This window comes from Chthoniobacterales bacterium (assembly GCA_039930045.1).
Classification (GTDB): domain Bacteria; phylum Verrucomicrobiota; class Verrucomicrobiia; order Chthoniobacterales; family DASVRZ01; genus DASVRZ01.
Genome location: JBDSQB010000016.1, coordinates 329,674 through 353,273, shown reverse-complemented (window position 1 = coordinate 353,273; position 23,600 = coordinate 329,674). Strand labels below are relative to the sequence as shown.

General features: G+C 58.1%; 19 protein-coding genes. 10 read left to right on the top strand and 9 right to left on the bottom strand.

The window, feature by feature from the left end:
- Complete coding sequence (locus ABIT76_13070) at positions 1-912, bottom strand: MoxR family ATPase (GenBank protein ID MEO7934079.1); 912 nt, start codon at positions 910-912, stop codon at positions 1-3.
- 139 nt (positions 913-1,051) lie between these two features.
- On the opposite strand from ABIT76_13070, the gene ABIT76_13065 reads away from it, so the two are divergent.
- The 3 genes from ABIT76_13065 to ABIT76_13055 are packed head-to-tail and all read left to right on the top strand — an operon-like array spanning position 1,052 to position 3,255.
- The gene (locus tag ABIT76_13065) at positions 1,052-2,032 is read left to right on the top strand and encodes an ABC transporter ATP-binding protein (protein ID MEO7934078.1); all 981 of its coding nucleotides are present in this window, start codon (positions 1,052-1,054) and stop codon (positions 2,030-2,032) included.
- 26 nt (positions 2,033-2,058) lie between these two features.
- A complete protein-coding gene (locus tag ABIT76_13060; GenBank protein MEO7934077.1) occupies positions 2,059-2,709 on the top strand; it encodes an NAD(P)H-dependent oxidoreductase in 651 nt (216 codons plus the stop codon).
- Positions 2,710-2,712: 3 nt separating this feature from the next.
- Positions 2,713-3,255, top strand: a complete 543-nt coding sequence (locus ABIT76_13055; GenBank protein MEO7934076.1) for a ribonuclease H-like domain-containing protein — start codon at positions 2,713-2,715, stop codon at positions 3,253-3,255.
- Between the two features lie 261 nt (positions 3,256-3,516).
- Here ABIT76_13055 and ABIT76_13050 read toward each other — a convergent pair whose 3' ends face one another.
- Positions 3,517-4,299 carry a transporter substrate-binding domain-containing protein gene (locus ABIT76_13050; protein ID MEO7934075.1) on the bottom strand — a complete coding sequence of 261 codons (783 nt, stop codon included), beginning with the start codon at positions 4,297-4,299 and terminating at the stop codon, positions 3,517-3,519.
- Positions 4,300-4,383: 84 nt separating this feature from the next.
- Here ABIT76_13050 and ABIT76_13045 point away from each other — a divergent pair, with 84 nt between their 5' ends.
- On the top strand, positions 4,384-5,208 hold the full coding sequence (locus ABIT76_13045; protein ID MEO7934074.1) for an ABC transporter ATP-binding protein: 825 nt from the start codon (positions 4,384-4,386) through the stop codon (positions 5,206-5,208).
- Here the strand turns inward: ABIT76_13045 and ABIT76_13040 are convergent.
- Both ABIT76_13040 and ABIT76_13035 read right to left on the bottom strand, forming a co-directional pair.
- A complete protein-coding gene (locus ABIT76_13040; protein ID MEO7934073.1) occupies positions 5,201-5,722 on the bottom strand; it encodes a gamma carbonic anhydrase family protein in 522 nt (173 codons plus the stop codon). The two genes, ABIT76_13045 and ABIT76_13040, sit on opposite strands and share 8 nt — an antisense overlap.
- A 6-nt stretch (positions 5,723-5,728) precedes the next feature.
- Entirely contained in the window at positions 5,729-6,268 is a 540-nt protein-coding gene (locus tag ABIT76_13035; protein MEO7934072.1) for a tetratricopeptide repeat protein, read from the bottom strand.
- Between the two features lie 72 nt (positions 6,269-6,340).
- Here ABIT76_13035 and ABIT76_13030 point away from each other — a divergent pair, with 72 nt between their 5' ends.
- Positions 6,341-9,913, top strand: coding sequence for a PAS domain S-box protein (locus ABIT76_13030; protein MEO7934071.1), 3,573 nt, complete (start codon positions 6,341-6,343; stop codon positions 9,911-9,913).
- A 122-nt stretch (positions 9,914-10,035) separates the two neighbouring features.
- On the opposite strand, the gene der is transcribed toward ABIT76_13030, so the two are convergent.
- From der to ABIT76_13010, 4 genes are read right to left on the bottom strand one after another with little or no spacing between them, the layout of a single operon-like run.
- Positions 10,036-11,391 (bottom strand): ribosome biogenesis GTPase Der, encoded by a 1,356-nt coding sequence (gene der, locus ABIT76_13025; GenBank protein ID MEO7934070.1) that lies wholly within the window; start codon positions 11,389-11,391, stop codon positions 10,036-10,038.
- On the bottom strand, positions 11,388-11,957 hold the full coding sequence (pgsA, locus tag ABIT76_13020) for a CDP-diacylglycerol--glycerol-3-phosphate 3-phosphatidyltransferase (GenBank protein MEO7934069.1): 570 nt from the start codon (positions 11,955-11,957) through the stop codon (positions 11,388-11,390). The genes der and pgsA overlap by 4 nt, the downstream gene beginning before the upstream one ends.
- A gap of 14 nt (positions 11,958-11,971) precedes the next feature.
- Entirely contained in the window at positions 11,972-13,432 is a 1,461-nt protein-coding gene (locus ABIT76_13015) for a hypothetical protein (protein ID MEO7934068.1), read from the bottom strand.
- The gene (locus ABIT76_13010) at positions 13,429-13,773 is read right to left on the bottom strand and encodes an iron-sulfur cluster assembly accessory protein (protein ID MEO7934067.1); all 345 of its coding nucleotides are present in this window, start codon (positions 13,771-13,773) and stop codon (positions 13,429-13,431) included. The genes ABIT76_13015 and ABIT76_13010 overlap by 4 nt, the downstream gene beginning before the upstream one ends.
- Before the next feature lie 121 nt (positions 13,774-13,894).
- On the opposite strand from ABIT76_13010, the gene mutL reads away from it, so the two are divergent.
- Positions 13,895-15,838 carry a DNA mismatch repair endonuclease MutL gene (mutL, locus tag ABIT76_13005; protein ID MEO7934066.1) on the top strand — a complete coding sequence of 648 codons (1,944 nt, stop codon included), beginning with the start codon at positions 13,895-13,897 and terminating at the stop codon, positions 15,836-15,838.
- A gap of 125 nt (positions 15,839-15,963) precedes the next feature.
- Here mutL and ABIT76_13000 read toward each other — a convergent pair whose 3' ends face one another.
- On the bottom strand, positions 15,964-17,451 hold the full coding sequence (locus ABIT76_13000; protein MEO7934065.1) for a hypothetical protein: 1,488 nt from the start codon (positions 17,449-17,451) through the stop codon (positions 15,964-15,966).
- A gap of 192 nt (positions 17,452-17,643) precedes the next feature.
- Here ABIT76_13000 and ABIT76_12995 point away from each other — a divergent pair, with 192 nt between their 5' ends.
- From ABIT76_12995 to gyrA, 4 genes are read left to right on the top strand one after another with little or no spacing between them, the layout of a single operon-like run.
- A complete protein-coding gene (locus ABIT76_12995) occupies positions 17,644-20,205 on the top strand; it encodes a DNA gyrase subunit B (GenBank protein ID MEO7934064.1) in 2,562 nt (853 codons plus the stop codon).
- Between the two features lie 17 nt (positions 20,206-20,222).
- Positions 20,223-20,576 carry a type II toxin-antitoxin system prevent-host-death family antitoxin gene (locus ABIT76_12990; protein MEO7934063.1) on the top strand — a complete coding sequence of 118 codons (354 nt, stop codon included), beginning with the start codon at positions 20,223-20,225 and terminating at the stop codon, positions 20,574-20,576.
- Between the two features lie 9 nt (positions 20,577-20,585).
- The gene (locus tag ABIT76_12985; protein ID MEO7934062.1) at positions 20,586-21,002 is read left to right on the top strand and encodes a type II toxin-antitoxin system VapC family toxin; all 417 of its coding nucleotides are present in this window, start codon (positions 20,586-20,588) and stop codon (positions 21,000-21,002) included.
- A gap of 9 nt (positions 21,003-21,011) precedes the next feature.
- Positions 21,012-23,600: a DNA gyrase subunit A gene (gene gyrA, locus ABIT76_12980; GenBank protein MEO7934061.1), complete on the top strand. Its 2,589-nt coding sequence runs from the start codon at positions 21,012-21,014 to the stop codon at positions 23,598-23,600.

Here is a 23,600-nt window from a genome sequence, read left to right as displayed (position 1 = left end):
TTAATCCACGGGAACGGTTTCGAGGATTTCACGGGCGAGCGACTGGCCCTGCTCGCCGACCACACCCGAGTCATCGCCCAGACGATGCGCCATCACGGACATGGCAATCGCCTGCACGTCCTCGGGTAGCACGAGATCGCGGCCTTGAATAAAGGCCCAGGCGCGCGCGGCGGCGAGCATAGAGAGACCGGCGCGTGGGCTGAGTCCAGTTCGATGCCGCTCACGGGTGGCCTGGAAAATGTTCAGCAAATAATCCAGCAAAGCCGGGGCGACGTGAACGGCGGCGGCTTTCTCCTGGAGATCCACCAACGTCTCGATGGGAAAGACGGGTTTGAGTTGTTTCGTCATGAGCCGGCGGTCGCCGCCGAGGAGCATTTCGCGCTCGCGCTCGCGGTCGGGAAAGCCGAGATGGATGCGCATCATAAAGCGATCCAACTGCGACTCGGGCAGCGGAAATGTGCCGATCTGATTCGTGGGATTTTGCGTGGCGATGACGAAAAATGGCTTCGGCAGCGGATGGGTCAGGCCGTCGAGTGAGACTTGATTCTCCTCCATCGCCTCAAGGAGTGCGCTCTGCGTCTTCGGCGTAGCACGATTGACCTCGTCGATGAGGATTAGGTTGGAAAAAATTGGGCCGCGATGGAAGACGAAGCGATTCGTTTCGCGGTCGAAAATAGAGTTGCCGAGGATGTCGGCGGGCAGCAGATCGCTGGTAAACTGGATGCGGCGAAAGGCCAGCCCGAGGGAGAACGCGATGGCCTGCGAGAGCGTCGTTTTTCCCACGCCCGGAACGTCCTCGATGAGAAGATGGCCGCGGGCGAGAATGCAGGCGATGGCGAGGCGAAGCTGCTGCTCCTTGCCGACAATGATTTGCCCGAGCTGGGCCACGAGTTCGTCTATTTTAGGTCTCACAATTTGTTTGGGGAACGCCGGTGCCGACACAGTCACCGAAATTCCCCATCCGTAAAGAGCAACGTGCGTGCCGCGCAGCGAAATGCTTTCTCGGGAAGCGGGTTGTCGGACGCCGCGATGTCGTTTATCTAGTGGCGACATGTCTGCCATCCAGGCCACGGGCCTCACCAAAGCCTATCGCACTTACAAGAAAGTCCCCGGTCTGAAGGGTGCGGTGCAGGGGCTTTTTCACCGCGAATACGAGGAACTTTACGCCGCGCGCGATGTGTCGTTTTCGATTGAGGAAGGCGAGTTTGTCGGATTTCTCGGGCCCAATGGCGCGGGGAAAACGACAGTGCTGAAAATGCTTGCCGGCCTGCTCCATCCGAGCAGCGGCACGGCCACCGTGCTCGGGTTTACGCCGTGGCTGCGGCAGGATGCGTTGAAGCGGCAGTTTGCGCTGCTCCTCGGGCAAAAAAACGCCCTCTGGTGGGATTTGCCGGCGCGCGAATCGCTGGAACTCAATCGCGCAATCTACGGCATTGAGACGGCCCAGTTTCAACGCACGGTGGACGAACTCACTGAGCTGCTCGATGTGAAGGACAAGCTGAACATCATGGTGCGCGAACTCAGTCTCGGCGAACGCATGAAAATGGAACTCATCGCCGCCCTGCTCCATCAGCCGCGCATTTTGTTTCTCGATGAACCGACCATCGGCCTCGACGTCATCAGCCAGAAAAAAGTGCGTGAGTTTCTCCGCTATTACAATCGTGATCGAAAAATCACCACGATCCTGACCAGCCATTACATGCAGGACATCGAGGAACTTTGCAGCCGCGTGCTAATCATCGACCACGGGAAATTGTTTTTCGACGGCCCGCTGGAGTCCATCGTGGACCGGTTTGCGAGTTACAAAATCCTTACGCTCACCTTCTCCGACGGCGCGAAGCACGACCTTTCCGCCTACGGCACCGTCATCGAGGGTGCGCCCGGCACGGCCAGCCTGCGCGTGCCGAAGGATCAAGTGACGCTCGTTTGCCGCCAACTCTTGGAACGTCTGCCGATCTCCGATTTCGGCGTCGGCGAAGTGCCCATTGAGGACGTAATCGGCGAAGTTTTTGCCGAACAGCAGAAACTGTGATCCCAGTTTCATTCGTATCATCAACCATGCAAACCATCACCGCCGACACTCTTCTCGCGTCTCTCAACTGGCGTTACGCCACGAAAAACTTCGACTCCACCCGCAAAGTCCGCGACGCGGACTGGGCCGCGCTGGAGCAATCGCTCATCCTCACGCCCTCGTCGTTCGGTTTGCAGCCGTGGAAATTTATCATCATCACCGACCAGGCGGTGAAGGACTCGCTCGTGCCCGTTTCGTGGGGTCAGCGCCAGCTTGCTGATGCCTCACACGTCGTCGTTTTTGCTGTGAAGACGGAACTCGAAGACGCCCATGTGCATACGTTTATCGAGCACACCGCCGCCGCCAGAGGAGTTCCAGTGGAATCTCTCGCAGGCTACAGAAACGTGATCTTGAACTTCATCGCCGACCCGCCGTTTGGACTCACTGTGAAGGATTGGATCACGCGCCAGGCCTACATCGCGCTGGGAAATTTGATGACTTCCGCCGCGCTCCTTGGCATCGACACTTGCCCGATGGAAGGTTTCGATCCCGCGAAATACGACGAGATCCTCGGCCTCAATACCATGGGACTCCGCTCGGTCGTCACCTGCACCGTCGGTTACCGGGCCGCGTCCGATAAATATGCCGCGGTGCCGAAAGTTCGCTTTCCAGCGAGCGAAGTCGTCCTGCATATTTAAGGGATGAGTCGCGACATCGTTTACTTCGATCTGGAAACCCGCCGCACCGCCAACGACGCCGGCGGCTGGGACCGCAAGCGCGACATGGGCATGTCCATCGGCGTCACTTACAGCACGAAGCTCGGCGAGTATCGCATCTATCAGGAACGCAACGTCAACGAACTCATCCAACAACTCATCCGCGCCGATCTCGTCGTCGGCTTCAACGTCATCAGCTTCGACTACGAAGTCCTCATGGGCTACACCATCCTCGACCTGCCCGACCAATGCCGCACGCTCGATATGTTAGTGACGGTGGAGGAAAAACTCGGCCACCGCGTGAAGCTCGACTCACTGGCCGAAGCCTCGCTCGGAGTCGGCAAAACCGCCGACGGCATGGACGCCCTCAAGTGGTGGAAAGAAGGCCGCATCCACGACATCGCCGAGTATTGCTGCTTCGACGTGAAGGTCACCAAAATGGTCCACGAATACGGAGTGGAAAACAAGAAGTGCCACTACCACGACAAGTTCAACCAGAAGAAATCGTTCCCGGTCGAGTGGAGTTAGGGAGAAACCTAACGGTAGCGACTCGGAATCGCACATAACGCAGCTAATGGCTCCGTGGGAGCCTAATATCTATAGCAGCAAGCTAGAAAAAATACTTGAGCGCCGCAGGTGCGACATTGGAATTCCTCAAGCTAGACGATGCCGGTCCTACGGACCTGATTGAACTGAAACTCGATTGTCTATAGATATGCCGACCCCAACGGGTCTATGTCAGTTCGCTAGTCCTCTCATACTCTGCAAGCTTAACAACCCGCAAGGTAGTTAGAAGTAAAACGGGAACCCCATCGCTGCGAAGGCTTTCTTGTCTTCGCCGAGATACTTGTCACCGAGGGCGTCGAAGCCTTTTCTAGCTTTGAAATCCGCCAGGAAACGATTGACGTCTTTACGCAACGCGTCGTTGTCTTTGCGGATGCCGATGGCCCAGTTCTCCTTCTGAAACGGCTCCAGGATCGCCTTCGTGGTCATGGGATTTTTTTTGTAATATTGATAGATCGACATCTGGTCGTAGAGGAACGCATCGGCCTTGCCCTGCGTCACTTCGAGGACTCCAGTTCCATCGTTATCGAAGACGAGCACCTTCGCCTTTTTTAGATGCTCCGTCGCGTAGATGTGGCTCGTGGTCCCCTTCTTCACCGCGATGGTTCGGGCGGGTTGATCGAGGTCGGCGACGCTGTTAATGCCCGAGTTTTTGCCCGCCAGAATCGAGACGCCGGTGCTCAGATACGGATCGGAGAAATCAATCGACTGCGCGCGTTCCTCAGTGCGCGTCATGGAGGAAAGAATGAGGTCGATCTTGCCAGTCTTGAGCGATGGAATGAGCGCGTCGAACGGCATGTCTTCGATCTGAATTTTGCGACCGAGAAACTGCGACATCGCCTGCGCCAGATCCACGCTCACGCCGCTCGGCTCGCCTGCGGGCGTCTTCATTTCAAACGGCGGAAAGTTGAGTTCCATCCCAATCACGATCGGCTTGGCGGCCTCGGGTTTCTTCGCACAAGAGGCAAGGCCGCAGAGGAGGATGAGAAAAAAGGAAAGTGTCCGCATGTCGGGAAACTATTGAACCACAAAGAACGCAAAGAACACAAAATTCTCTGTGCCCTCCGTGCCCACTGTGACTAAATGTTCCCCATGCCCGAACTCCTGCGCGTTGAAGATTTGCACATCGCCTTTGGCGGAAATGAAGTCGTCCATGGCATCAGTTTTGCCATCGAAAAAGGCGAGACCCTCGCCGTCGTGGGCGAGAGCGGCAGCGGCAAAAGCGTCACCGCGCTCGCACTCACCCGCCTGCTTCCCTCGCCGCCCGTCTCGTATCCGGCGGGTCGCATCTTCTGGGAGGGCCGCGACGTGCTCGCCATGAATGAAATAGAACTCCGCTCACTCCGCGGACGCCAGATTGCCTACGTTTTCCAGGAACCCTCCACCTCGCTCAACCCCGTTCGCAGCATCCGCTCGCAACTCGCCGAAATGCTTCGCCTCCACCGGCCCGACGTGAGCGACCTCGACCGCGAAATCATCTTCTGGCTGGAGAAAGTCGGGATCGTCAACGCCGCCAGCCGGCTCGATGCGCGTCCGTTTCAACTCAGCGGCGGCATGCAGCAGCGCGTGATGATTGCCATGGCCCTCTGCGCCCGGCCCAACCTGCTCGTGGCCGACGAACCGACCACCGCGCTCGATGTCACCACGCAGGCGCAGGTCATCGGTTTGCTGAAGGAGTTAAAGACCGAACTCGCCATGTCTATCCTCATGATCACCCATAATTTCGGCCTCGTTCGCGGCCTGGCCGACCGGGTGATCGTGATGTATCGCGGCGAGATCGTCGAGCAAGGCGACGCCGAGCGCGTCATCCGCGAACCGCAACACCCCTACACCCGCGCCCTCATCGCCTGCATCCCCCGCATGGGCGCCCACCTCCGCCGCCTCCCCGTCATCGGCGATTTCGCGACAGCTATCTAGTGAGATAAACCCGCGAAAGCGCGACGTATTTCTCGGCCCATTCTTTGATGCTGTTTTGCTCGGTCTCGGAGAGGGGTTTGAGGACTTTGGCCGGGGAGCCGAGGACGAGGGAGCCGGGCGGGATAATGGATTTTCCGGTGACCAACGCGCCAGCGCCGATGATGCTGCGGCGACCGATGACGGCTCCATCGAGGATGGTGGCGCCCATGCCGATGAGGACTTCATCTTCGACGGTGCAGGCGTGGACAATGGCTCCGTGGCCGATGGTGACGTTCGCGCCGACGAGACACGGATAATCGTCGGCGATGTGGAGGACTGCGCCGTCCTGCACGTTGGAGCCGGGGCCGACGACGATGCGGTTGATGTCGCCCCTCAGCACGGCACTAAACCAGATGCTGACGTTTTCCCCAAGCTCGACTGCACCGAGGACGGTGGCAGTGTTGGCGATGAAGGCCGTGGGGTGAATCTGCGGCTGCGAACCGAGATAGGTCTGGATGCGCTGGGCGAGTTCCATGGTTATCTAGGAGCCGGAGATTTGGCCGAGAAGTTCGTGGTTGCGAAGGTCTTGCGGGTCGAGTTGCACGGCTTTCTGGAGGGCGGTGGCGGCGGCTTTTTTGTCGCCTAGTTGAATGAGGACGTGCCCCAGATTGCCCCACGCGGCGGAGACATCGGGATAGATATCGGTGCCTTTTTCGGCAGCCATGCGGGCTTCATCCCACTTGCCCTGCTCGCCCAGGCACCAAGTGAGTTCGAGCCAGGCCTCGCCGTTCATGGGGTTCTCGTCGAGCACATCGAGGAATGCCTGCGACGCCTCTTCCCAGCGTTTGAGCATTCGCAGCGCGAGCCCTTTTACGAGGCTGGCGAGGATGAAATGCGGCCCGTCCACCTTGGTAAAATGATCGGCCTTGCGTGCGAGCCGTTCTATCTCCTTTTCGATCTCGGTCACGCGCACGATGTCGCCGTCTCGATGCGCCACGTCGCCGTCCTGGTCGAGAGTGAACAGATAATTCCCCATCTCCCGCAGCTTCTCGTCGTAATCGTTTGGTGTGGGTGCAGACATGAGTTCGCTATTACTCTCAAAGAGAGGGCTTGCAAAGCGGAAGAACTCTACAAAAACTAATCCCTTCCCTCGATGCCTCCCTCTTTCCTCAGTCCCATCCTCTCCCGGCCACCTCTGAAGTGGCTGGCAAAGGTCATCGTCCTCGCCGCGATCTATATCGCCATCGGGCATTTCACCCTGTCCCACACGTCAGTCGATGGACATTACACCGGGTTTTGGCCAGTGGCTGGGGTCTCGATTGCGGTGCTCTATTTGTTTGGATTGAATCTGTGGCCCGCCATTTTTGCGGGGGCGATGGTGGTGAATTTCCTCGCGCACACTCCGCTGGGGGTGAGCGGTGGCATCGCGGCAGGCAACACGCTGGAGGCTCTCCTCGGCGCGTGGCTCCTGCGGCGGTCGAAAAATTTCAGCCCACGCATCGGCAAGCTGAATGATGCGCTTCAGGTTATTTTCTACGCGGGTCTGCTGGCGAGTCTGTGCAGCGCGATCTTCGGGACAGCTTCTCTCGTGATCGGTGGCCTGGTGCGCGGCTACGCCACCACCGACACATTTCTCCTCTGGTGGACGGGCAACATCCTCGGCACGCTGGTGATGACTCCGACGATTCTGGCCTGGGCAAACCCGGGGCGCCAGTCGTTTACCCTCGGGCGCAAGATCGAATGTGCGGTCGGCTTCGTTCTGGGGGCGAGTTTGAGCTGGATCATCTTTACCTCTCCGCAGCAGCAAAACTACTTCGGCTCGTTGCCGTTTCTGATGTTCTTTTTCGTGACGTGGGCCGCGCTGCGATTCAGCCAGCGCGTGGCGACGGCCTTTGTGTTGGTGGTAGCGGTGATCACCGTCTGGGGCACGCTCCACGGGTTTGGACCATTTCAGACCGCCAGCAGCGGGGCCTGGGGCGGAACGCAGGAGGCGCAGATGTTCATCATCGTCTGCGCGGTGGTCAGCATGCTCGTCTCGGCGACAACGACTAACCTTTTCGCCCGCAGCCAGCATCTGGAAAACTCCGAGCGGCGCTATCGCGAGCTCTTCAACAGCGGCCCCGATCCGCTCTGGATTTACAGTCCGCAAACGCAAAAAATCGTCGCGGTCAACGAGGCCGCAATCAAGCGCCTGGGTTTTTCGCGCGAGGAATTTCTCCAGTTGAATGTGTCCGAACTGCTGGTAGCCGAGGTGCCGACGAGTTCACCCAGCCCCGCGAGCAAACCGGAAACGAGTCTGGCTTCGCTGAAGACGAAAAGCGGAGACAAAATCCAGGTTCGACTCACAGTCCGCTCAGCGGATTTCTTTGGCGAATCGGCGATTCATTTTCTGGCCCAGGATGTGACCGAGCAGATGCGAACCGAGGACGATCTTCGCAAGTCCGAGCAAAAGCTAAATCTGCACATCCAGCAAACCGCGCTAGGCGTGATCGAGTGGAATCAGAATTTCGAGATCACAGAATGGAATCCCGCCGCCGAGCGCATCTTCGGGTTCAGCAAGGAGGAAGCCATCGGCAAGCTGGGTCAGGAATTGATCGTGCCCGAGAACGTTCGCGAGAATGTGGCCAAAGTCTGGGGCAAGATCGTCGATACGGTCGAACCGGTTCGGAGCATCAACGAGAACATCACCAAGAATGGCGACCGGATCGTTTGCGAGTGGTTTAACACGCCGCTGGCCGACAAAAAAGGTCACGTCATCGGCGCAGCCTCGCTCGTGCAGGACGTGACGCTCCGTGAGTCGATCAAGGAATCCGTCCGCGAGTCCGAGGAGAAATTTCGCTCTGTGATCGAGTCGTCGCCGATGGGCATTCAAATTTACGAAATGCGCGACGGGGAGGACTTGATCCTGATCGGAGCCAATCCTGCGGCGCAAAATTTCATGGGCTTCGAGAACGAGGCCGTCCTCGGCAAGACCATCGAGGAAGCGTTTCCCGCGCTCTCCGGCACCGAGATTCCACGCATGTACCGACGCGCGGCGGGTGAGGGAAAAGCCTCGTGGACCGACCAGGTGCTCTACGACGGCGGCGAGCTGCGCGCGGCTTACGAGGTGAATGCATTTCAAACCGTGCCCGGCAAGATGGTGGCGATGTTTCTCGATGTCACCGAGCGCCGCCGCACGGAGCAAGCCCTCCGTTTGCGCGACAAGGCGATGGAGGCGATCAGCCAGGGAATCGTCATCATGGCGCGGCATCCCGACGGGTCGTTCCCGATCATTTACGCCAACCCGGCATTTGAAAAAATCACCCACTACACGCACGACCAACTTCTCGGCCAAAACTGGCGCGTGCTGACTGGGAGTGAGAGCGAAATCAGCGAAGTCGAGGCCATCGAAAAAGCGATCATCCGCGAGCAACCAGTCTCAGTCGAGATGCGCAGCTATCGTCAGGACGGCACGATATTTCAGAGCGCGATTAGCCTTTCTCCGATCGTGGATGCGGACGGACGCGTGTCGCATTACGTCGCCGTTTACACCGATATCACCAGCATCAAGAAACTGGAAACCCAGTTCCGGCAGTCGCAAAAAATGGAGGCTATCGGACGTCTCGCCGGCGGTGTCGCGCACGATTTTAACAACCTGCTCACAGCCATCATCGGCTACAACGACATCAATCTGAGCATGATCGAGCGCGACACCATGCTCAGTCGCAACTCGGCAGAAATCCAGAAAGCCGCCGAGCGCGCCGCCTCGCTCACCGGCCAGATGCTCGCCTTCAGCCGTCAGCAAAATCTCCAGCCGACTCGCGTCGCGCTCAACAAATCCATCGGCGGCATGTATCAAATGCTGGCCCGACTCATCGGCGAAACGATCGAGATTCGCACCCTGCTCGACGACAGCCTGGCGGACATCAAGGCGGGTTCGAGTCAAATCGAGCAAGTCATTTTGAATCTCGCAATCAACGCCCGCGACGCCATGCCCGAGGGCGGCGTGCTCTCCATTCGCACCGCCAACGTCACTGTCGGTCCCGACTTGGTCGCCGATATTCCGGGAATCATTCCCGGTGATTACGTGCTGCTTTCGCTCAGCGACAACGGCACCGGCATGGACGATCACACGAAGGAACATTTGTTCGAGCCGTTCTTCACGACCAAGGAAAAAGGCAAGGGCACCGGGCTTGGGCTGGCCACGTGTTACGGCATTATCACGCAGAGCAACGGCTACGTCGCGGTCCACTCGAAGCTCGGTCGCGGCTCGACGTTCGACGTGTATTTCCCGAAGATGATCTCTGATGGCGCACGCGAGACCAACCGCATTGCCGACGTCAAAGTGCAGGGCGGAAAAGAGACGCTGCTCGTCGTGGAGGATGATCCGGCGGTGCGCCCGCTGACGACGAACATCCTGCGCTCGCTGGGTTACACAGTTTTGGAGGCGGGCAACGGAATCGAGGCGCAGGATTGCTTGAAGACAGTCAACGGCACCAAGATCGATCTGCTTCTAACCGACGTGGTGATGCCGAAAATGGGCGGAAAGGAACTCGCCGACTGGATGAAAATCACCTATCCCGAGACCAAAATTCTCTTCGCCTCGGGCTACCTCGAAAACATGTTGAGCCGCGAGGATATCGGTGAGGACGAGGCCTATTTCCTGCGAAAACCTTTCACCGCACGCACGCTCGCCCGCAAAGTCCGCGCCGTGCTTGATCAGGAAGAAGATTCGCTGATCGGCTAGAAATTCTCCGAGAGCGCACGCGTTTCGCGTGTTCCCTTTTGCGTCTCGCAAAAGGGCCGGTTCTCGCCATGGGACGAGACGTCCGCTGGAACACGAGTGCGCTCCCGGAGAAACGCCAACTGCTACACGGGCCCCGGCGTGGTGTGCTCGCGTTCGCGGAGTTTGAAGATCACCGGAAGTCCCTCGTAAGCTGTCGCCGCGCGAATCTGGCCCTCGAGATATTTCTCGTAAGTCTGCGTAAGCGCGTCGGGTTTGTTCACGAAAAACAGGAAGCGTGGCACGGGAATCAGGTCGCGGCGTTTGTCGTCGATGCGGGTCGCATAGTAGATCTTTAAGCGCCGGTTGCCCACCACTGGCGGCGGATGCGCGGTCAGCGCCTGCTTCAGCAAACGATTGAGCGGGCCGGTCGCGAGCTGGCTTTTCGACTGAGTCACAACCCGTTCGATGCACTTGAAAAGATCCTCCATCCGCTGCCCGGTTTTTGCGGAAACGAGCGCCCTCGGAGCGTGGTCGAGGAAGAACAATTCCGTGCCCAGCATCTGCAAATAATCACGGCGCGCATCCTTGCCCGCGCTGTCGAGCAAGTCGGATTTGTTGATCACGACGATGCAGGGTTTCTCAGCTTTTTGAATGAGGCCCGCGATCTTTTTATCCTGCGCGGTGAGGCCGACGGCAGCATCCAGCACGAGCACGCAAAGATCGGCGCGGCGGATGGTTTTCTCGGAGCGCATCACGGAAAAGATTTCCACCGATGTGTCCTGCTTCGAGCGATGCCGTATCCCTGCGGTGTCGATCAAGAGATAATCCTGCTCGCCCTGCCGATACGGAATGTCCACCGCATCGCGGGTCGTGCCGGAGACATCGCTGACGATGGTTCGCTGGTCGTTTAAGATGGAATTGATGAGCGACGATTTGCCGACGTTCGGACGGCCCACGAGTGCGATCTTAATGGGTTTGTCGGGAGTTGCATTCGACTCTTCCTCCGTTTCCGGGATCAAAGCCTCGACGCGCTGCACGACGGCGTTGATGCCCCGATTGTGCTCGGCGCTAATCGGAAACACCTCAAACCCGAGCCGGGAAAAAGCCTCCTCCATTCCCTCGTGTTTGGCGTGATCCATCTTGTTCACCAACAGCAGCACCGGCTTGTCCGCCCGGCGCAAAATCTTCGCCAGTTCCTGATCCGCCGGGGTGAAGCCCGCCGTGCTATCGACCACGAATAATATCACCTGCGCCGTCGCCATCGCGATGTCGGCCTCCACGCGCACGGCCTCGTCGAAGTTGTCATTCGTCGTCGCGATGATGCCGCCCGTGTCGATGATTTCAAACGGCTTGTCGCCCAGTTTGCAAAGCGCGTTTAGCCGGTCGCGGGTGACTCCGGGTTGATCGTGGACGATGGCGATCCGGCGTCCGGCGAGGCGGTTGAAGAGGGCCGATTTTCCGACATTGGGACGACCGACGATGGCGACTAGAGAATTCATTTGGCGGGAGGGTGCTTCAATTGTTGCAAGCCGTCGAGGATGTATCCGACAGCAGAAATTAAAGTGAACAGGCCCGCCGCGTAGATCGGCAGCAGATAATGCGGGAGCTGCAGCATGGTCCAGCCGATGGCGGTCATTTGCAGGACGGTGGAAATTTTTCCAAAGAAGCTCGCACGAATGTGCACGTCGCCGTTGAGGTGTTGCAGGATCATGCTGCCAGAGACGATCACGATGTCGCGACCGATGACGAGGACCATGAACCAAATCGGCAATTCGTAAGGCCAGTTTGCGAGTGACAATGTGATCAGCGCCGCGAGGAGCAGGCCCTTGTCGGCGATGGGGTCGAGGATGACTCCGAGCTGGCTCTTCTGGTTGTAATGGCGGGCCACATAGCCGTCGATGCCGTCGCTCAAGGACGCGAGGAGAAACACTGCGATGGCCGTGAAGCGCATCCATTCCTGCGGCTCGCCATGGCGCACACTTTGCCCGTAATAGCACGCAAACAACACAAAGACCGGGATCAGAAAAATCCGCCCGAGGGTGATTTTGCTTGCCGTCGTGATCATGATGGAACTCAACTCTACGGCTCCGTCACTTCTCGGACAAACACATTGATCTGGCCTTTGGCATCGCGGCGAACGGCAGTGATTTGAAAGGGCCGGCTGCTGTCGCGGCTGACTTGCGACCCGGCTCCGGGTGCGGTCCGTCCTGCTGGATATTCCACGATCACGCGCGGCGCTGAACCGAGTCCGAGCAAGTTTCGGGAGTTCGCGCGCATCACGGCGCGGTTGCCGTCGATGGCTTTCACCGTGAAATCACCCTGGAGATACATGGTGCTCTTTGGGCCGCCGTTTTTCGCGAGCGCGTCGAGGTCTGGAACGTCAATGAGCCGCCCGCGCGGCATCTGGCCGGCCCGATACGTGGGCCAGCTCGCCACCGCCTTGGGAGTCGGAGCCGCCGAGGAAATGATCACCGGTTTCGGCGTCGCAGCGGGCGTAGGCATCGGCGTTTCCGCAGGCGTGGGCGTGGCCAATGGAATCGCCGCCAGCACCATCGGAGTCGGACTCGACTGGGCCACGGTCGCCGGAGTCGGCGTCGCCTTCGGGAGCGGAGGCAGTTCCTTCAACGGCAGCGCTTTGGCCACGCGGATCACCGATTGATCGGGCGTCGGTCCGCTGCGAGCGAGCACGGGAGCATCCTCTTTCACCGGAGTCGGCGATTTGCCTTTTCCGCCTGCGATTGCATTGGAACTCGCCTCCTCCTCCAAACGCGGCTCCAACACGGGCAGCAGGCCCGCCAGATTCGGCATCAAGGGCGGCTCCAGATGGACTTCGCGTCCGTCGCCGAGGCCATAGGAGTCGTAGTTTAATGGCACAATCGTCACCTGCCAGGCGTCGTTCGGCAGCCGCTCGATGTGCAACACAGCAGACAGATCGTAAGTGCGTTCGAGTTTGATTTCCACACCCGGCTGCAACATCTGGCGCAGGTCCTCGGTCGCCTCCGGCTCGGCGGGATAAAGCTGCTCGATGATCAATCTCGGCTCCTCCAACGAACGCGCCAGCGCCACGTAACCCGTGGTCAGCAAGTCGGACTTCGTCAGCGCCCGCGATTGCAAAACCGAGAAATGACCCATCAGATACGGCACCTGAAATTCTTTGACGCCGTAATTCCCAATGTAAGCCTGGAGCAGCTCCAGATTGATCTTGGCCAGCTCGGTATCCGTTTTGTCGGCGTAGAGTTTCACCAAATCCTTCGCATGATAAAACCGCCCGTTCGGCGCCAGCGTCGGCTCGAAACGTTTCGGCGGATCGATCTTCTTCAGCTTGCGCAGAATCTTGTAGCTCCTGGCATTTTCCGGATGCTGGAAAACATAGAAACTCCCAATCCAGCAGATAAAAACCACCCCGATGAGCAGGAGAATGAATACCGTCCACGCGTAGAGATTATCCCGCTGACCCTTCTTCGCGCGCAACTGCCGCTCCGAGAGCAACTCCACATCCACGGCCATGCCGGGCCGGTCGTTTTTGGCCTGACGCTTCACGCCCCAGCCGCCGTCTCTGCCGGCTCAAACGACGTCCCGCAGCCGCAGCTTCGCGCCGCATTGGGATTCACAATTCGGAACCCGGCCCCGGCCAGATCGTCCACATAATCGAGCGACGCTCCGCCGAGCAAACGCGCCGCCTCGGCATCCACAAAAATCCGCACGCCATCGCGCTCGCTCACCTCGTCATTCGACTGCGACTCGCCCAGTTCCATATCGTATTGCAGCCCGGCGCAACCGCCCTTGCTGATGCCGATCCGCAGCCCGCTCCCCTCGCCCAGACCTTTGGCGGCGAGCAGCGATTTCAGTTCGGCGACAGCACTTTCCGTAATGGTCATCATGGGGAGAAAGTAGAAGAGAAACCTGAAACTTGAAACCCGAAACCTGAAGAAAAGCAGCCGCCGCCCCGTCTTCCTTCAAGTTTCAGGTTTCAGCTTTCAGCTTTCCTCTTATTCTTCCCGCATGGGTTCCATCCGCCTCCTTCCCGAAGACGTTGCCAATCAAGTGGCGGCGGGCGAAGTCGTGGAACGGCCAGCGTCGGTCATCAAGGAACTCGTCGAAAACAGCCTCGACGCAGGCGCGAAACGCATCGAAGTCCTCATCCGGCGCGGCGGCAATTCGCAGATCAAGGTCGTCGATGACGGCTCGGGCATGGACCGCGACGACGCCCTCCTTTGCCTCGAACGCCACGCCACGAGCAAGATCCGACTCGGATCAGATTTGGCCGCCATCGCCACGCTCGGGTTTCGTGGGGAAGCGTTGCCGAGCATCGCCAGCGTGTCGCGTTTTCGCCTCAGCACCCGTCCACGCGACGCCGAGGAAGGCACCGAAATCCTCATTTCCGGCGGTAAAATCGAGGCCGTCCGCTCCAGTGGCGAGGCTCCGGGGACTCAAATCGAAGTCCGCTCACTTTTTTATAATCTGCCCGCGCGGCGCAAGTTTTTGCGCACGGAAAACACCGAGGCGAGCCACATCGAACACGCCCTGCACCTCCAGGCCATCGGGCATCCGGGTGTGGCGTTTACCTATTTGCGCGACGACCGGACGGTCTTCCAAGTGCCAGCTTCGGCCACGCTCACCGAGCGGTTGCGCGATTTGTATGGAAGTCCGTTCGTCGAGCAACTGGTCGAGATGCCTGTGATCGACGACGCCGGCATCCGTATTTGGGGCCTGATCGGCAAACCGGGCATTTCGCGGTCGAATCGCAGCCAGCAGATCAGTTTCGTGAACGGACGCGCCGTGGAAAACCTCTCCATCAACCACGGCCTGCGCGAGGGCTATCACACCGCATTGATGCGCGGCCAGCACCCGATCACGTTCCTATTTCTGGAAATGGACCCCGCCGCCGTCGATGTCAACGTCCACCCGGCCAAGCGCGAGGTCCGTTTCCGCGATCCGGGTCTGGTGCGGGAGATTTTGGCACGGGCCATTCGAGTGACATTGGAATCGACCCGGGGCAGTTGGCAGCGGCAACTTTCGCCCATTTCGGGCATTCCGAGTTTTACGAATGCCCCAACTGACGCCGGGAATGGCATTCCGAGTTTCACGAATGCCCCAACTGACGCCGGGAACGGCATTCCGAGTTTTACGAATGCCCCAACTGACACCGGGAATGGCATTCCGAGTTTCGCGAATGCCTCAACCGACGCCGGGAACGACATTCCGAGTTTCACGAACGCCTCAACCGACGCCGGGAACGACATTCCGAGTTTCACGAATGCCTCAACCGACACCGGGAATGGCATTCCGAGTTTTGCGAATGCCTCAACCGACGCCGGAACAGGCAGTGCCAACTTGGTTACCGGCATTCCAGTGCCCCAATTCAAAATCCTCGGCGTCTTGGGCAAACTCTACATTCTCCTCGAGTCCGCCGACGGCCTGGTCCTCGTCGATCAGCACGCCGCCCACGAGCGCATCCTCTTTGAACAACTCCAGCGCAGCATGGAAACGCGGGGAGTCGCCTCGCAACGCCTCCTTCTGCCGCTGACCCTCGGCGTCGCGCCGCGCGATCACGCCTGGCTCTCAGAAAATCTCGCGACGTTGCACCGGATGGGGATCGGCATTGAGCCCTTTGGCGACGGCGTGGTCGATACCACTTACAAGGTCGATGCGCTGCCGAGTTTCATTAAAACGAGCGATCCGCTGACGTTGATTCGACGTCTGATCGACGATTTGCGTTCCGCCACGACGCAAACGAGCAGTCTGCGCCTCGGCGAAGACGTGATCGCCAAGACGGTCTGCCGTCACGCCGTGAAGGCGAACGACGTGCTGCATCGCGAGGAACAGGTGCATCTCATTCAGGATTTGCTGGCCTGCGACCTCCCCTATTGCTGCCCCCACGGCCGTCCGACTTTGATCCAATTCGACTACGGGGACTTGGAGAAAAAATTCGGGCGCAAGGTGTAGCGGGAGCTGGCTTCCCCGGGAGCGCACGCGTCTCGCGTGTTCCCTTTTGCGTCTCGCGAAAGGGCCGTTTCCACCACCGGACGAGACGTCCGCTGGAACACGCGAGACGCGTGCGCTCCCGGGGATTATGGATCGACGACCCGATACAATCGGAAGAACTGGGTTTCCTTTTCCAGTTGCAGAAAGGCCGGGGCGCGACGCGGGCTATTATAGATGGTGGCGCCGAGGGCGTCGTTCGCCGCCGGGATGTCCACCAAACCGGAAGCGGTGGAAAGAACGCGCTCCGGCTCATACGCGACGACCCAGCGGACTTGCCGACGCAGAGCGATATCGCGGGCTTTTTCCGGGAATCGACTCAGATAGAAATTCGCGACATCCTCGTTCCCCGGCAGGCTCTGATGCGAACTACCGGCCACACATTTCGCCCCACTCCAATACGCGATGGGCGGCGACAACCACCACGGCGCGATGACGCCGCCGCCGTCGATGGACTGGCAAATCTGGCGGAGTTCGCGGTAGTCCTCGGCCTGTTCAGCAAGGCGTTCCTGCTCCGGCTGCGACGGCCAGAGACGCGAGTCCCATTCCGCTGCGACCGGCCAGAAACCGAGAAAAAAGAGGACGGCAACCCACGGCGCGCGCCATTTTTCTAAGAGGAATGGCAGGGTGAAAATCACGGCGATGCCCAGGAAATACCCCCAGCGCGCGGCGGTCGTGCAAAGGATGAACGTGAGCACAAGCAACCCGCCCCATTGGAATGCAACTCGACTCCGAAAAAGCGCAAACGGCAGCGCCAGCAGGGCGAGTCCGAACCAGCTCAAATACGTTTTCGAGAACCAGCCGAGTGGAGCGAGTTCGCCAATCGACTTCGACCAGCGTGCAAAGAGGGGCCCAGTCGGGAGCGGGCCGAGATGCCAGTGTTCGATGAGGAGCGCGACGAGCAGGGCGAGTCCCATCGTGATGGCGGAGATCGCGCGCTGGCGGTTGAACCATTTTTTTCCATTCGCCGCCATGCCCAGCAAAACCGCGGCTCCTAGCAGAATGGAAGGTTCAAAGAGCGAAGTCCAAAGGGCGAGGCCCCAGGCAAGTCCGTTGCAGATCGGAATGAAACTCGACTGTGACTGCGGCATTTCCCATTCGGTGGCGAAGGCGGCGATGAGGAGCAGGATGAGCAATGCCTGGTGATCCGGGCGCCCGAGCACGGTGCCGTGGACGAGGATCGGGCTGACGGCGAAGGTGAGAAGCACGGCAACCTGGGTGACGAAGCGAAAGCGGCGGGCCCATTTCCACAGGATGAGGCCCGAGGCGAGTGCCATTAAAATGGGCGTGATCGCGCCTGCCAGGTCGATGCGACCCGTGATCCAGGCGACGGCGGCGATGCAGTAATCCAGTGGCGCGGTGGTGTGCGGCGTGGTGCCGGCGGGCCAGTTTTCAAAGTCGTGATACCGCAAAATCGTGCCTGGATGCGCGACGACGGCCGCGACGCGGGTCATGCGCGAGTAGCAGTCGGCATCGACGAAATACGTTTCCTGACCGACGAAAATCTGGTCGTGGTTCCAGAGCCGCGCGGCGACGATCAACACCAAGCTGAGGAGGAGAAGAAGCCCGCGTTTCAAGGCGACAAAAATCCTCTGGCGGGAGGAAGTTGTCGATCACGGAGTTTTTCGGACCGGGAAAGCACCAATTGTGGTCTGGCTCGGGCGCGACCACACTATCTCGTGGTGTCGGGTGGGTTTAGCCGGAAGAAAAGCGTTGTTATTTGGGTGGAAACCCGCTAACTTCCCGCTCAGTAAATCCAAACGTTTTCTATGGCTGACAGCCCATCTCTCGACTCCCTCCCTCTCACCGGCCTCAACTCCGAGACCGCCTCCAAAAAATCCGAATACAACGCCGATGACTTGAGTTCTCTCAAGGGGTTGGAGGCTGTCCGCAAAAAGCCCGGCATGTATATCGGCGGCACCGATGAACGTGCGCTGCATCATTGCGTGAGCGAGGTGCTGGACAACTCGGTGGATGAATTTCTGGCGGGCTATTGCACGCATATCGACGTGACGATTCACAGCGACGGCTCCATTTCGATCCGGGACAACGGACGCGGCATTCCGGTGGACATCAACAAGGAGGAAGGCATTCCGGGCGTGGAATTGGTTCTGACTCGATTGCATTCCGGCGGCAAATATGGCCAGGGAAACTACGAGTATTCCGGCGGCACCCACGGTGTCGGAGCGAAGTGCGTGAACGCGGTTTCGGAGTGGTTTAAGGTGGAGGTGACTCGCGAGGGCAAGGTGCATGCGATGTCGTTTGAGCGCGGCGTGACGAAGACGCAGCTCCACGTGGTGGCGGAGACGAACACGAAGAAAACGACCGGCACTTTGATTACGTTCATGCCGGACTCGGAGATTTTTCAGGAGACTTTGGAGTTCAAGGCGGAGCGGATTATTACCCGTCTAAACGACCTGGCTTACATCAATGCGCCGCTCAGTTTCACCTTTCTGGACGAGCGCGTGGAAAGTCCGCATTCGGTGCAGGTGATGCATCCGCGAGGGATCGAGGAGTTTGTCGGCCGGTTGGTGGAGAACAAATCGGTGGTGCATCCGAAGCCGATCATGATCAAGGGAACGCGCGAGAAGGTGATCGTGGAGATCGGGCTGCACTACACCGACACGTATAATGAGCAGCTTTTGTGTTACACAAACGCGGTGCCGAATCCAGACGGCGGCACACACAGCAGCGGTTTTCGCGGGTCGCTGACCCGGGCGATCAATCAATACGCGAAGAACAACAATCTGATTAAAGACAAGGAACCGGCGATCACGGGCAACGATGTGCTCGAAGGACTCGCGGCGATCGTGAGTGTGAAGCATCCCGACCCGCGGTTTGAGAGCCAGACGAAGGTGAAACTGATTACGCCGGAAGTCGAAAGCATCGTGGGCTCAGTGAGTTACGAGGGATTGATGCTCCATTTCGACCAGAATCCGAATGTCGGAAAACGCATCATCGAGAAATGTCTGATGGCGGCTCGTGCCCGTGAAGCGGCCCGCAAAGCGCGCGAAACCGTCCGCAAAGGCGCGCTGACCGGTGGCGGACTTCCAGGGAAATTGGCAGATTGTTCTGAACGCGATCCAGCTTTGACCGAACTCTACGTGGTCGAAGGTGACTCCGCGGGCGGCTCGGCCAAACAAGGACGCGACCGGCGTTTCCAGGCGATTCTGCCGATCAAGGGGAAGATCATTAACGTGGAAAAAGCGCGCCTCGATAAGGTGCTGCAAAACACTGAGGTCCAAACGCTGATAACGGCGATCGGAACCGGCATTGGCAGCGGCGATCAGGAAGGTTCGTTCAACATCGAAAAACTGCGCTACGGACGGATTATCATCATGACCGATGCCGACGTAGATGGGTCGCACATTCGCACGTTGCTTCTGACTTTTTTCTACCGGCAAATGACGGAACTGGTGAAGCAGGGAAAAATCTACATCGCCTGTCCGCCGCTTTATTTGATCAAGCGCAAGAAGCGCGAGGAATACGTCGATGACGACGCGCAATTGAATAAGATTTTGATCTCACTCGGCGCGGACGAAGTGAAATTGAAGCATCTCAGCGATGGGAAAATTTTCAGCGCGACGCAATTGAAAGACGTGCTCGAACTGCTCGAGCGCCTTGCCAAATTTAACGATGCGATTCGGCGGCACGGAGGCGAGTTTGAGGCTTATCTAAACGAGCGTGATCCAAAGACCGGCCTGCTTCCAGGCTATTTGGTGAAAGTGCGCGAGGGCAACACGGAATGGACGACGTTCTTCCCAACCGAGAAGGAATTGCGCGCCTTCCACGAGGAGAATCGCGACTTAAACATCTTCGAGGAGCAACCTTCCGCGGAATTGACTTTGGAACCGCTGCCTGAAAAACCAGCGGCTAAAAAACAGGATTCGATGCTGCGCCGGCGTGCGCGTTTGGTGGAGTTGCACGAGTCGGCCACGGTGCAGAAGATCATCGACGAACTCGCCCGCAAAGGACTCAAGATCGATCATTATGCAAACAGTGATCAGCCCATTTTCGAGATGACCGAGGGTGAAGGAGAGAAGGCGACGATTCATCGGCTGTTTTCGATTCCCGAAATCCTCAGCAAGATTCTGGAGATCGGAAAGAAAGGACTTTCCATCCAGCGCTTCAAAGGTCTCGGCGAAATGAATCCAAAACAACTTTTCGAGACCACAATGAATCCCGAAAAACGTCGCCTGCTCAAAGTCGATCTCAACGAGGACAACGCCATCGAAGCCGACAGCATGTTCACCGTTTTAATGGGTGACGTCGTTGAGCCGCGTAAGCAATTCATCGAGGACAATGCACTGAACGCCCGTCTGGATGTTTAAAGGAAAATAGTTGCAACGTGACTACGCGTGACTACAATAATGGAATGAAGCCGACTTTATCCAGCAGATTAACCGACGGTTTGCCGTTTGAATCCGCAGCCGTGAACGACATCAGCCTTCTCGGCAGCGAGCAGATGGTTTCCGTTCGCACGGCCAAAGCGCAGCTTTCCAGCCTGCTCGATCTGGTGGAGCAAGGACGCGAGGTCGTCATCACCAGCAATGGTAAACCCAAGGCTCGGCTGGTTTCTGCAGAAGCAGGTCGCAAGTCGAAGCCATTTGCCTTCTCCGCTGGTTTCCAGCCAGTTCCATGGCGCGGCGGCTCGACGGCAGACGAGCTCGTGCGGGAAGATCGCGACAGCCGAGGATGGTAAATCGTGTATTTGGATACGGCCATCATCATTAAACTGCTCGTCGATGAGCCGGATAGTCACGTCTTCAGACAGGCGATTCCCGGCAATTCCATCTCCACGAGCGAGCTGGCTGTCACGGAAGTTCTGGCCGCTCTTCTGGCCAAGGAGCGGACCCAATCCATTACCGAATTGGAACGCGAACAGGCTTGGAAGGAATTTTCCTCCTGGATCGCGGACGAGCGCCTCGAAATCCATTCTATGGACAGCCTGACCTTGAAAAAAGCCCGACATACTCTGGATCGATGTCATCCCTCAGTGCCTCTGCGCACACTGGATTCCATTCACGTGGCGGCGTGTGATTCGAGTCAGGATTTTCCACTTTGCGCCACTGATAAACGCATGAGGGATGCGGCCAAACTGCTGCACATCCCAGTGTTCCCCGAATAATTTACATACATGTATAACTCCAACGAAAAAGTCGAAAAGGTCAACGTCGCCGAGGAAATGTCTAAATCGTTTCTCGATTACTCGATGTCGGTCATTATTTCCCGTGCGCTGCCCGATGCACGCGACGGTCTGAAACCTTCCCAACGTCGCATTCTTTATGCGATGAACGATCTCGGCGTGCAGCCAAATCGTAAGCATCTGAAGTGCGCGAAAATCGTCGGCGAAACCATGGGCAACTACCATCCGCACGGCGATCAGGCGATTTACCCTACGCTCGTCCACATGGCCCAGCCTTGGGCGATGCGCGAGATGCTGATCGATGGCCAGGGCAACTTCGGCTCGGTCGAAGGCGATCCACCTGCGTCGATGCGTTATACCGAAGCGCGACTGCAACATTTGGGCGCGGCCCTGATGCAGGACATGGACAAGGACACGGTGGATTTCGTTCCCAATTACGATGAAACTCGCACCGAGCCTACAGTGTTTCCGGCGGCGTTTCCGAATTTGCTGGTTAATGGCGGCACAGGCATTGCCGTCGGCATGGCGACCAACATGCCGCCGCATAATTTGAGCGAAGTCATCAATGGCATTTGCGCCCAAATTGACGATCCAGACATCACGATCGAGGGCTTGATGGAGTTTGTAAAAGGACCGGATTTCCCGACGGGTTGCATCATTCAAGGCTATGCAGGTCTCAAACAGTATTTTGAAACTGGCCGCGGTTCGGTGCGAGTTCGCGGCCGCATCGGCACCACAGAAATCAAGGGTGGCCGCGAACAGATCATCATTTCCGAGATTCCATTCAACGTGAATCGTGCGGAACTCGTGAAGAAAATCGCCGATCTCGTAAACGAGAAAGTTCTCACCGGTATCAGCGATGTTCGTGATGAGAGTTCGGAGGACACGCGAGTCGTGATCGACTTGAAGCGCGACGGCAATCCGAAGGTGATTGTCAACAATCTCTACAAGCACACGCCGCTGGAGTCCTCCTTCAGTGTAAACATGCTCGCGATCGACCGTGGCAAGCCGCGTCTGCTGTCACTGAAAGACGCGATCAGTTGTTACATCGAGCATCGACGCGAGGTGATTATTCGCCGCACGAAATATTTGCTAGCCCAAGCCGAGGCCGACGCGGAGAAGCTGGAAGGCCTGCTTATCGCTCTCGATAATCTCGATGATTTCATCCGAATCATTCGCGACTCAAATGACCGCGATGACGCAAAAAATCGTCTCGCCGCACTCTCCTGGAGCCGCGCAGTGGTGGAAGGATTGGGCGTTCTCATTCGCAACGAGCAACGCGTCGCCGATGGTTTTTATCGACTGAGCGACAAGCAAGTCGGGCACATTCTCGACCTGCGACTCTATCAACTCACCGGCCTCGAGCGCGATGCGATCAAGAAGGAATACGACGACCTCGTCGCCGTCATCAAAAACCTCCTCGACATCCTCGCCAACGAGATGCGCGTCCTCACCATGATCAAGGAGGAAGTCCGCGAAATTCAGCGCAAATACGGCAACGAACGCCGAACGCAAATCGTCGCCGCCGAGGGCGAGATTAGCATCGAGGATCTCATCGCCGACGAGGGGACTATCATCACCATCACCCACAACGGCTTCATCAAACGAACCGCCGTCAGTTCTTACCGAGCGCAACGTCGTGGAGGTAAAGGCGTCATCGGAATGGTCGCGCGCGAATCGCAACACGAGGATGAAGACAGCGATTTTGTGGAGAGTTTATTTACAGCAACGACTCACGATTTCCTGCTTTTCGTTACCCAGGACGGACGCTGCTACGTCGAACGCGTTTTTGAAATTCCCGAAATGAGCCGGGCCAGTCGCGGGCGCAGCATCGCGAATTTTCTGGAGCTTCGGCCCAACGAAAAAATCGCCACTACGATCCGAATCCAAGGTCAGAAAACGGACGAGGAAACTTGGACCGACAAGCTGCACATTGTCTTCGCCACGCGGAGCGGCATCGTTAAAAAATCAAATCTCTCCGACTTCAAAAACATCCGCAAAGGCGGCATCATCGCTATCAAAATCGAAGAAGGCGACCAGCTCATCGAGTGCAAACTCACTGATGGTTTCAAAGAAATTGTTCTCATTACCCACGAAGGCATGAGTATTCGTTTCAGCGAGGAAGAGATGCGCGATCAAGGCCGCGACACCGTCGGCGTTTGGGGCATTCGTCCTGATAAAAAAGATTATATCGTGGGCGTCGCATTGGTTGATCCGAACTCCACCCTTCTCGTCGCTGGCGAAAATGGACTCGGTAAGCGCACTCCATTCGACGACGAAAATGGCCCGGTTTACCGACTCCAATCGCGAGGTGGAAAAGGCGTTATCACGATGAAGACCAACGCGAAAACCGGAGGCGTCGTCGGCGCTCTCACCGTTCGCGAAAATGACGAAATCATGCTCATCACCAACAAAGGCAAAATGGTTCGCACCAAAGTCGCCGGCATCCGCACCACGGGACGCAACGCGCAGGGCGTGATTCTCATCGACATGCGCGAAGGCGAGCGCCTCCAGGGCATCGCGCCGGTTGTCGCCACCGAGGAGGACGATGCGGTCGTCGAGGAAAGCGCGGCGGAGTAA

Excerpts from the sequence above, each read along its gene's own strand:
- ABIT76_13065 (MEO7934078.1), top strand. The coding sequence starts at position 1,052 with ATGTCTGCCATCCAGGCCACGGGCCTCACCAAAGCCTATCGCACTTAC.
- ABIT76_13030 (MEO7934071.1), top strand. The coding sequence starts at position 6,341 with ATGCCTCCCTCTTTCCTCAGTCCCATCCTCTCCCGGCCACCTCTGAAG.
- der (MEO7934070.1), bottom strand. The coding sequence starts at position 11,391 with ATGAATTCTCTAGTCGCCATCGTCGGTCGTCCCAATGTCGGAAAATCG.
- ABIT76_13035 (MEO7934072.1), bottom strand. The coding sequence starts at position 6,268 with ATGTCTGCACCCACACCAAACGATTACGACGAGAAGCTGCGGGAGATG.
- ABIT76_13040 (MEO7934073.1), bottom strand. The coding sequence starts at position 5,722 with ATGGAACTCGCCCAGCGCATCCAGACCTATCTCGGTTCGCAGCCGCAG.
- gyrA (MEO7934061.1), top strand. The coding sequence starts at position 21,012 with ATGTATAACTCCAACGAAAAAGTCGAAAAGGTCAACGTCGCCGAGGAA.
- ABIT76_13050 (MEO7934075.1), bottom strand. The coding sequence starts at position 4,299 with ATGCGGACACTTTCCTTTTTTCTCATCCTCCTCTGCGGCCTTGCCTCT.
- ABIT76_13060 (MEO7934077.1), top strand. The coding sequence starts at position 2,059 with ATGCAAACCATCACCGCCGACACTCTTCTCGCGTCTCTCAACTGGCGT.
- mutL (MEO7934066.1), top strand. The coding sequence starts at position 13,895 with ATGGGTTCCATCCGCCTCCTTCCCGAAGACGTTGCCAATCAAGTGGCG.
- ABIT76_13045 (MEO7934074.1), top strand. The coding sequence starts at position 4,384 with ATGCCCGAACTCCTGCGCGTTGAAGATTTGCACATCGCCTTTGGCGGA.
- pgsA (MEO7934069.1), bottom strand. The coding sequence starts at position 11,957 with ATGATCACGACGGCAAGCAAAATCACCCTCGGGCGGATTTTTCTGATC.
- ABIT76_13055 (MEO7934076.1), top strand. The coding sequence starts at position 2,713 with ATGAGTCGCGACATCGTTTACTTCGATCTGGAAACCCGCCGCACCGCC.
- ABIT76_12995 (MEO7934064.1), top strand. The coding sequence starts at position 17,644 with ATGGCTGACAGCCCATCTCTCGACTCCCTCCCTCTCACCGGCCTCAAC.
- ABIT76_13010 (MEO7934067.1), bottom strand. The coding sequence starts at position 13,773 with ATGATGACCATTACGGAAAGTGCTGTCGCCGAACTGAAATCGCTGCTC.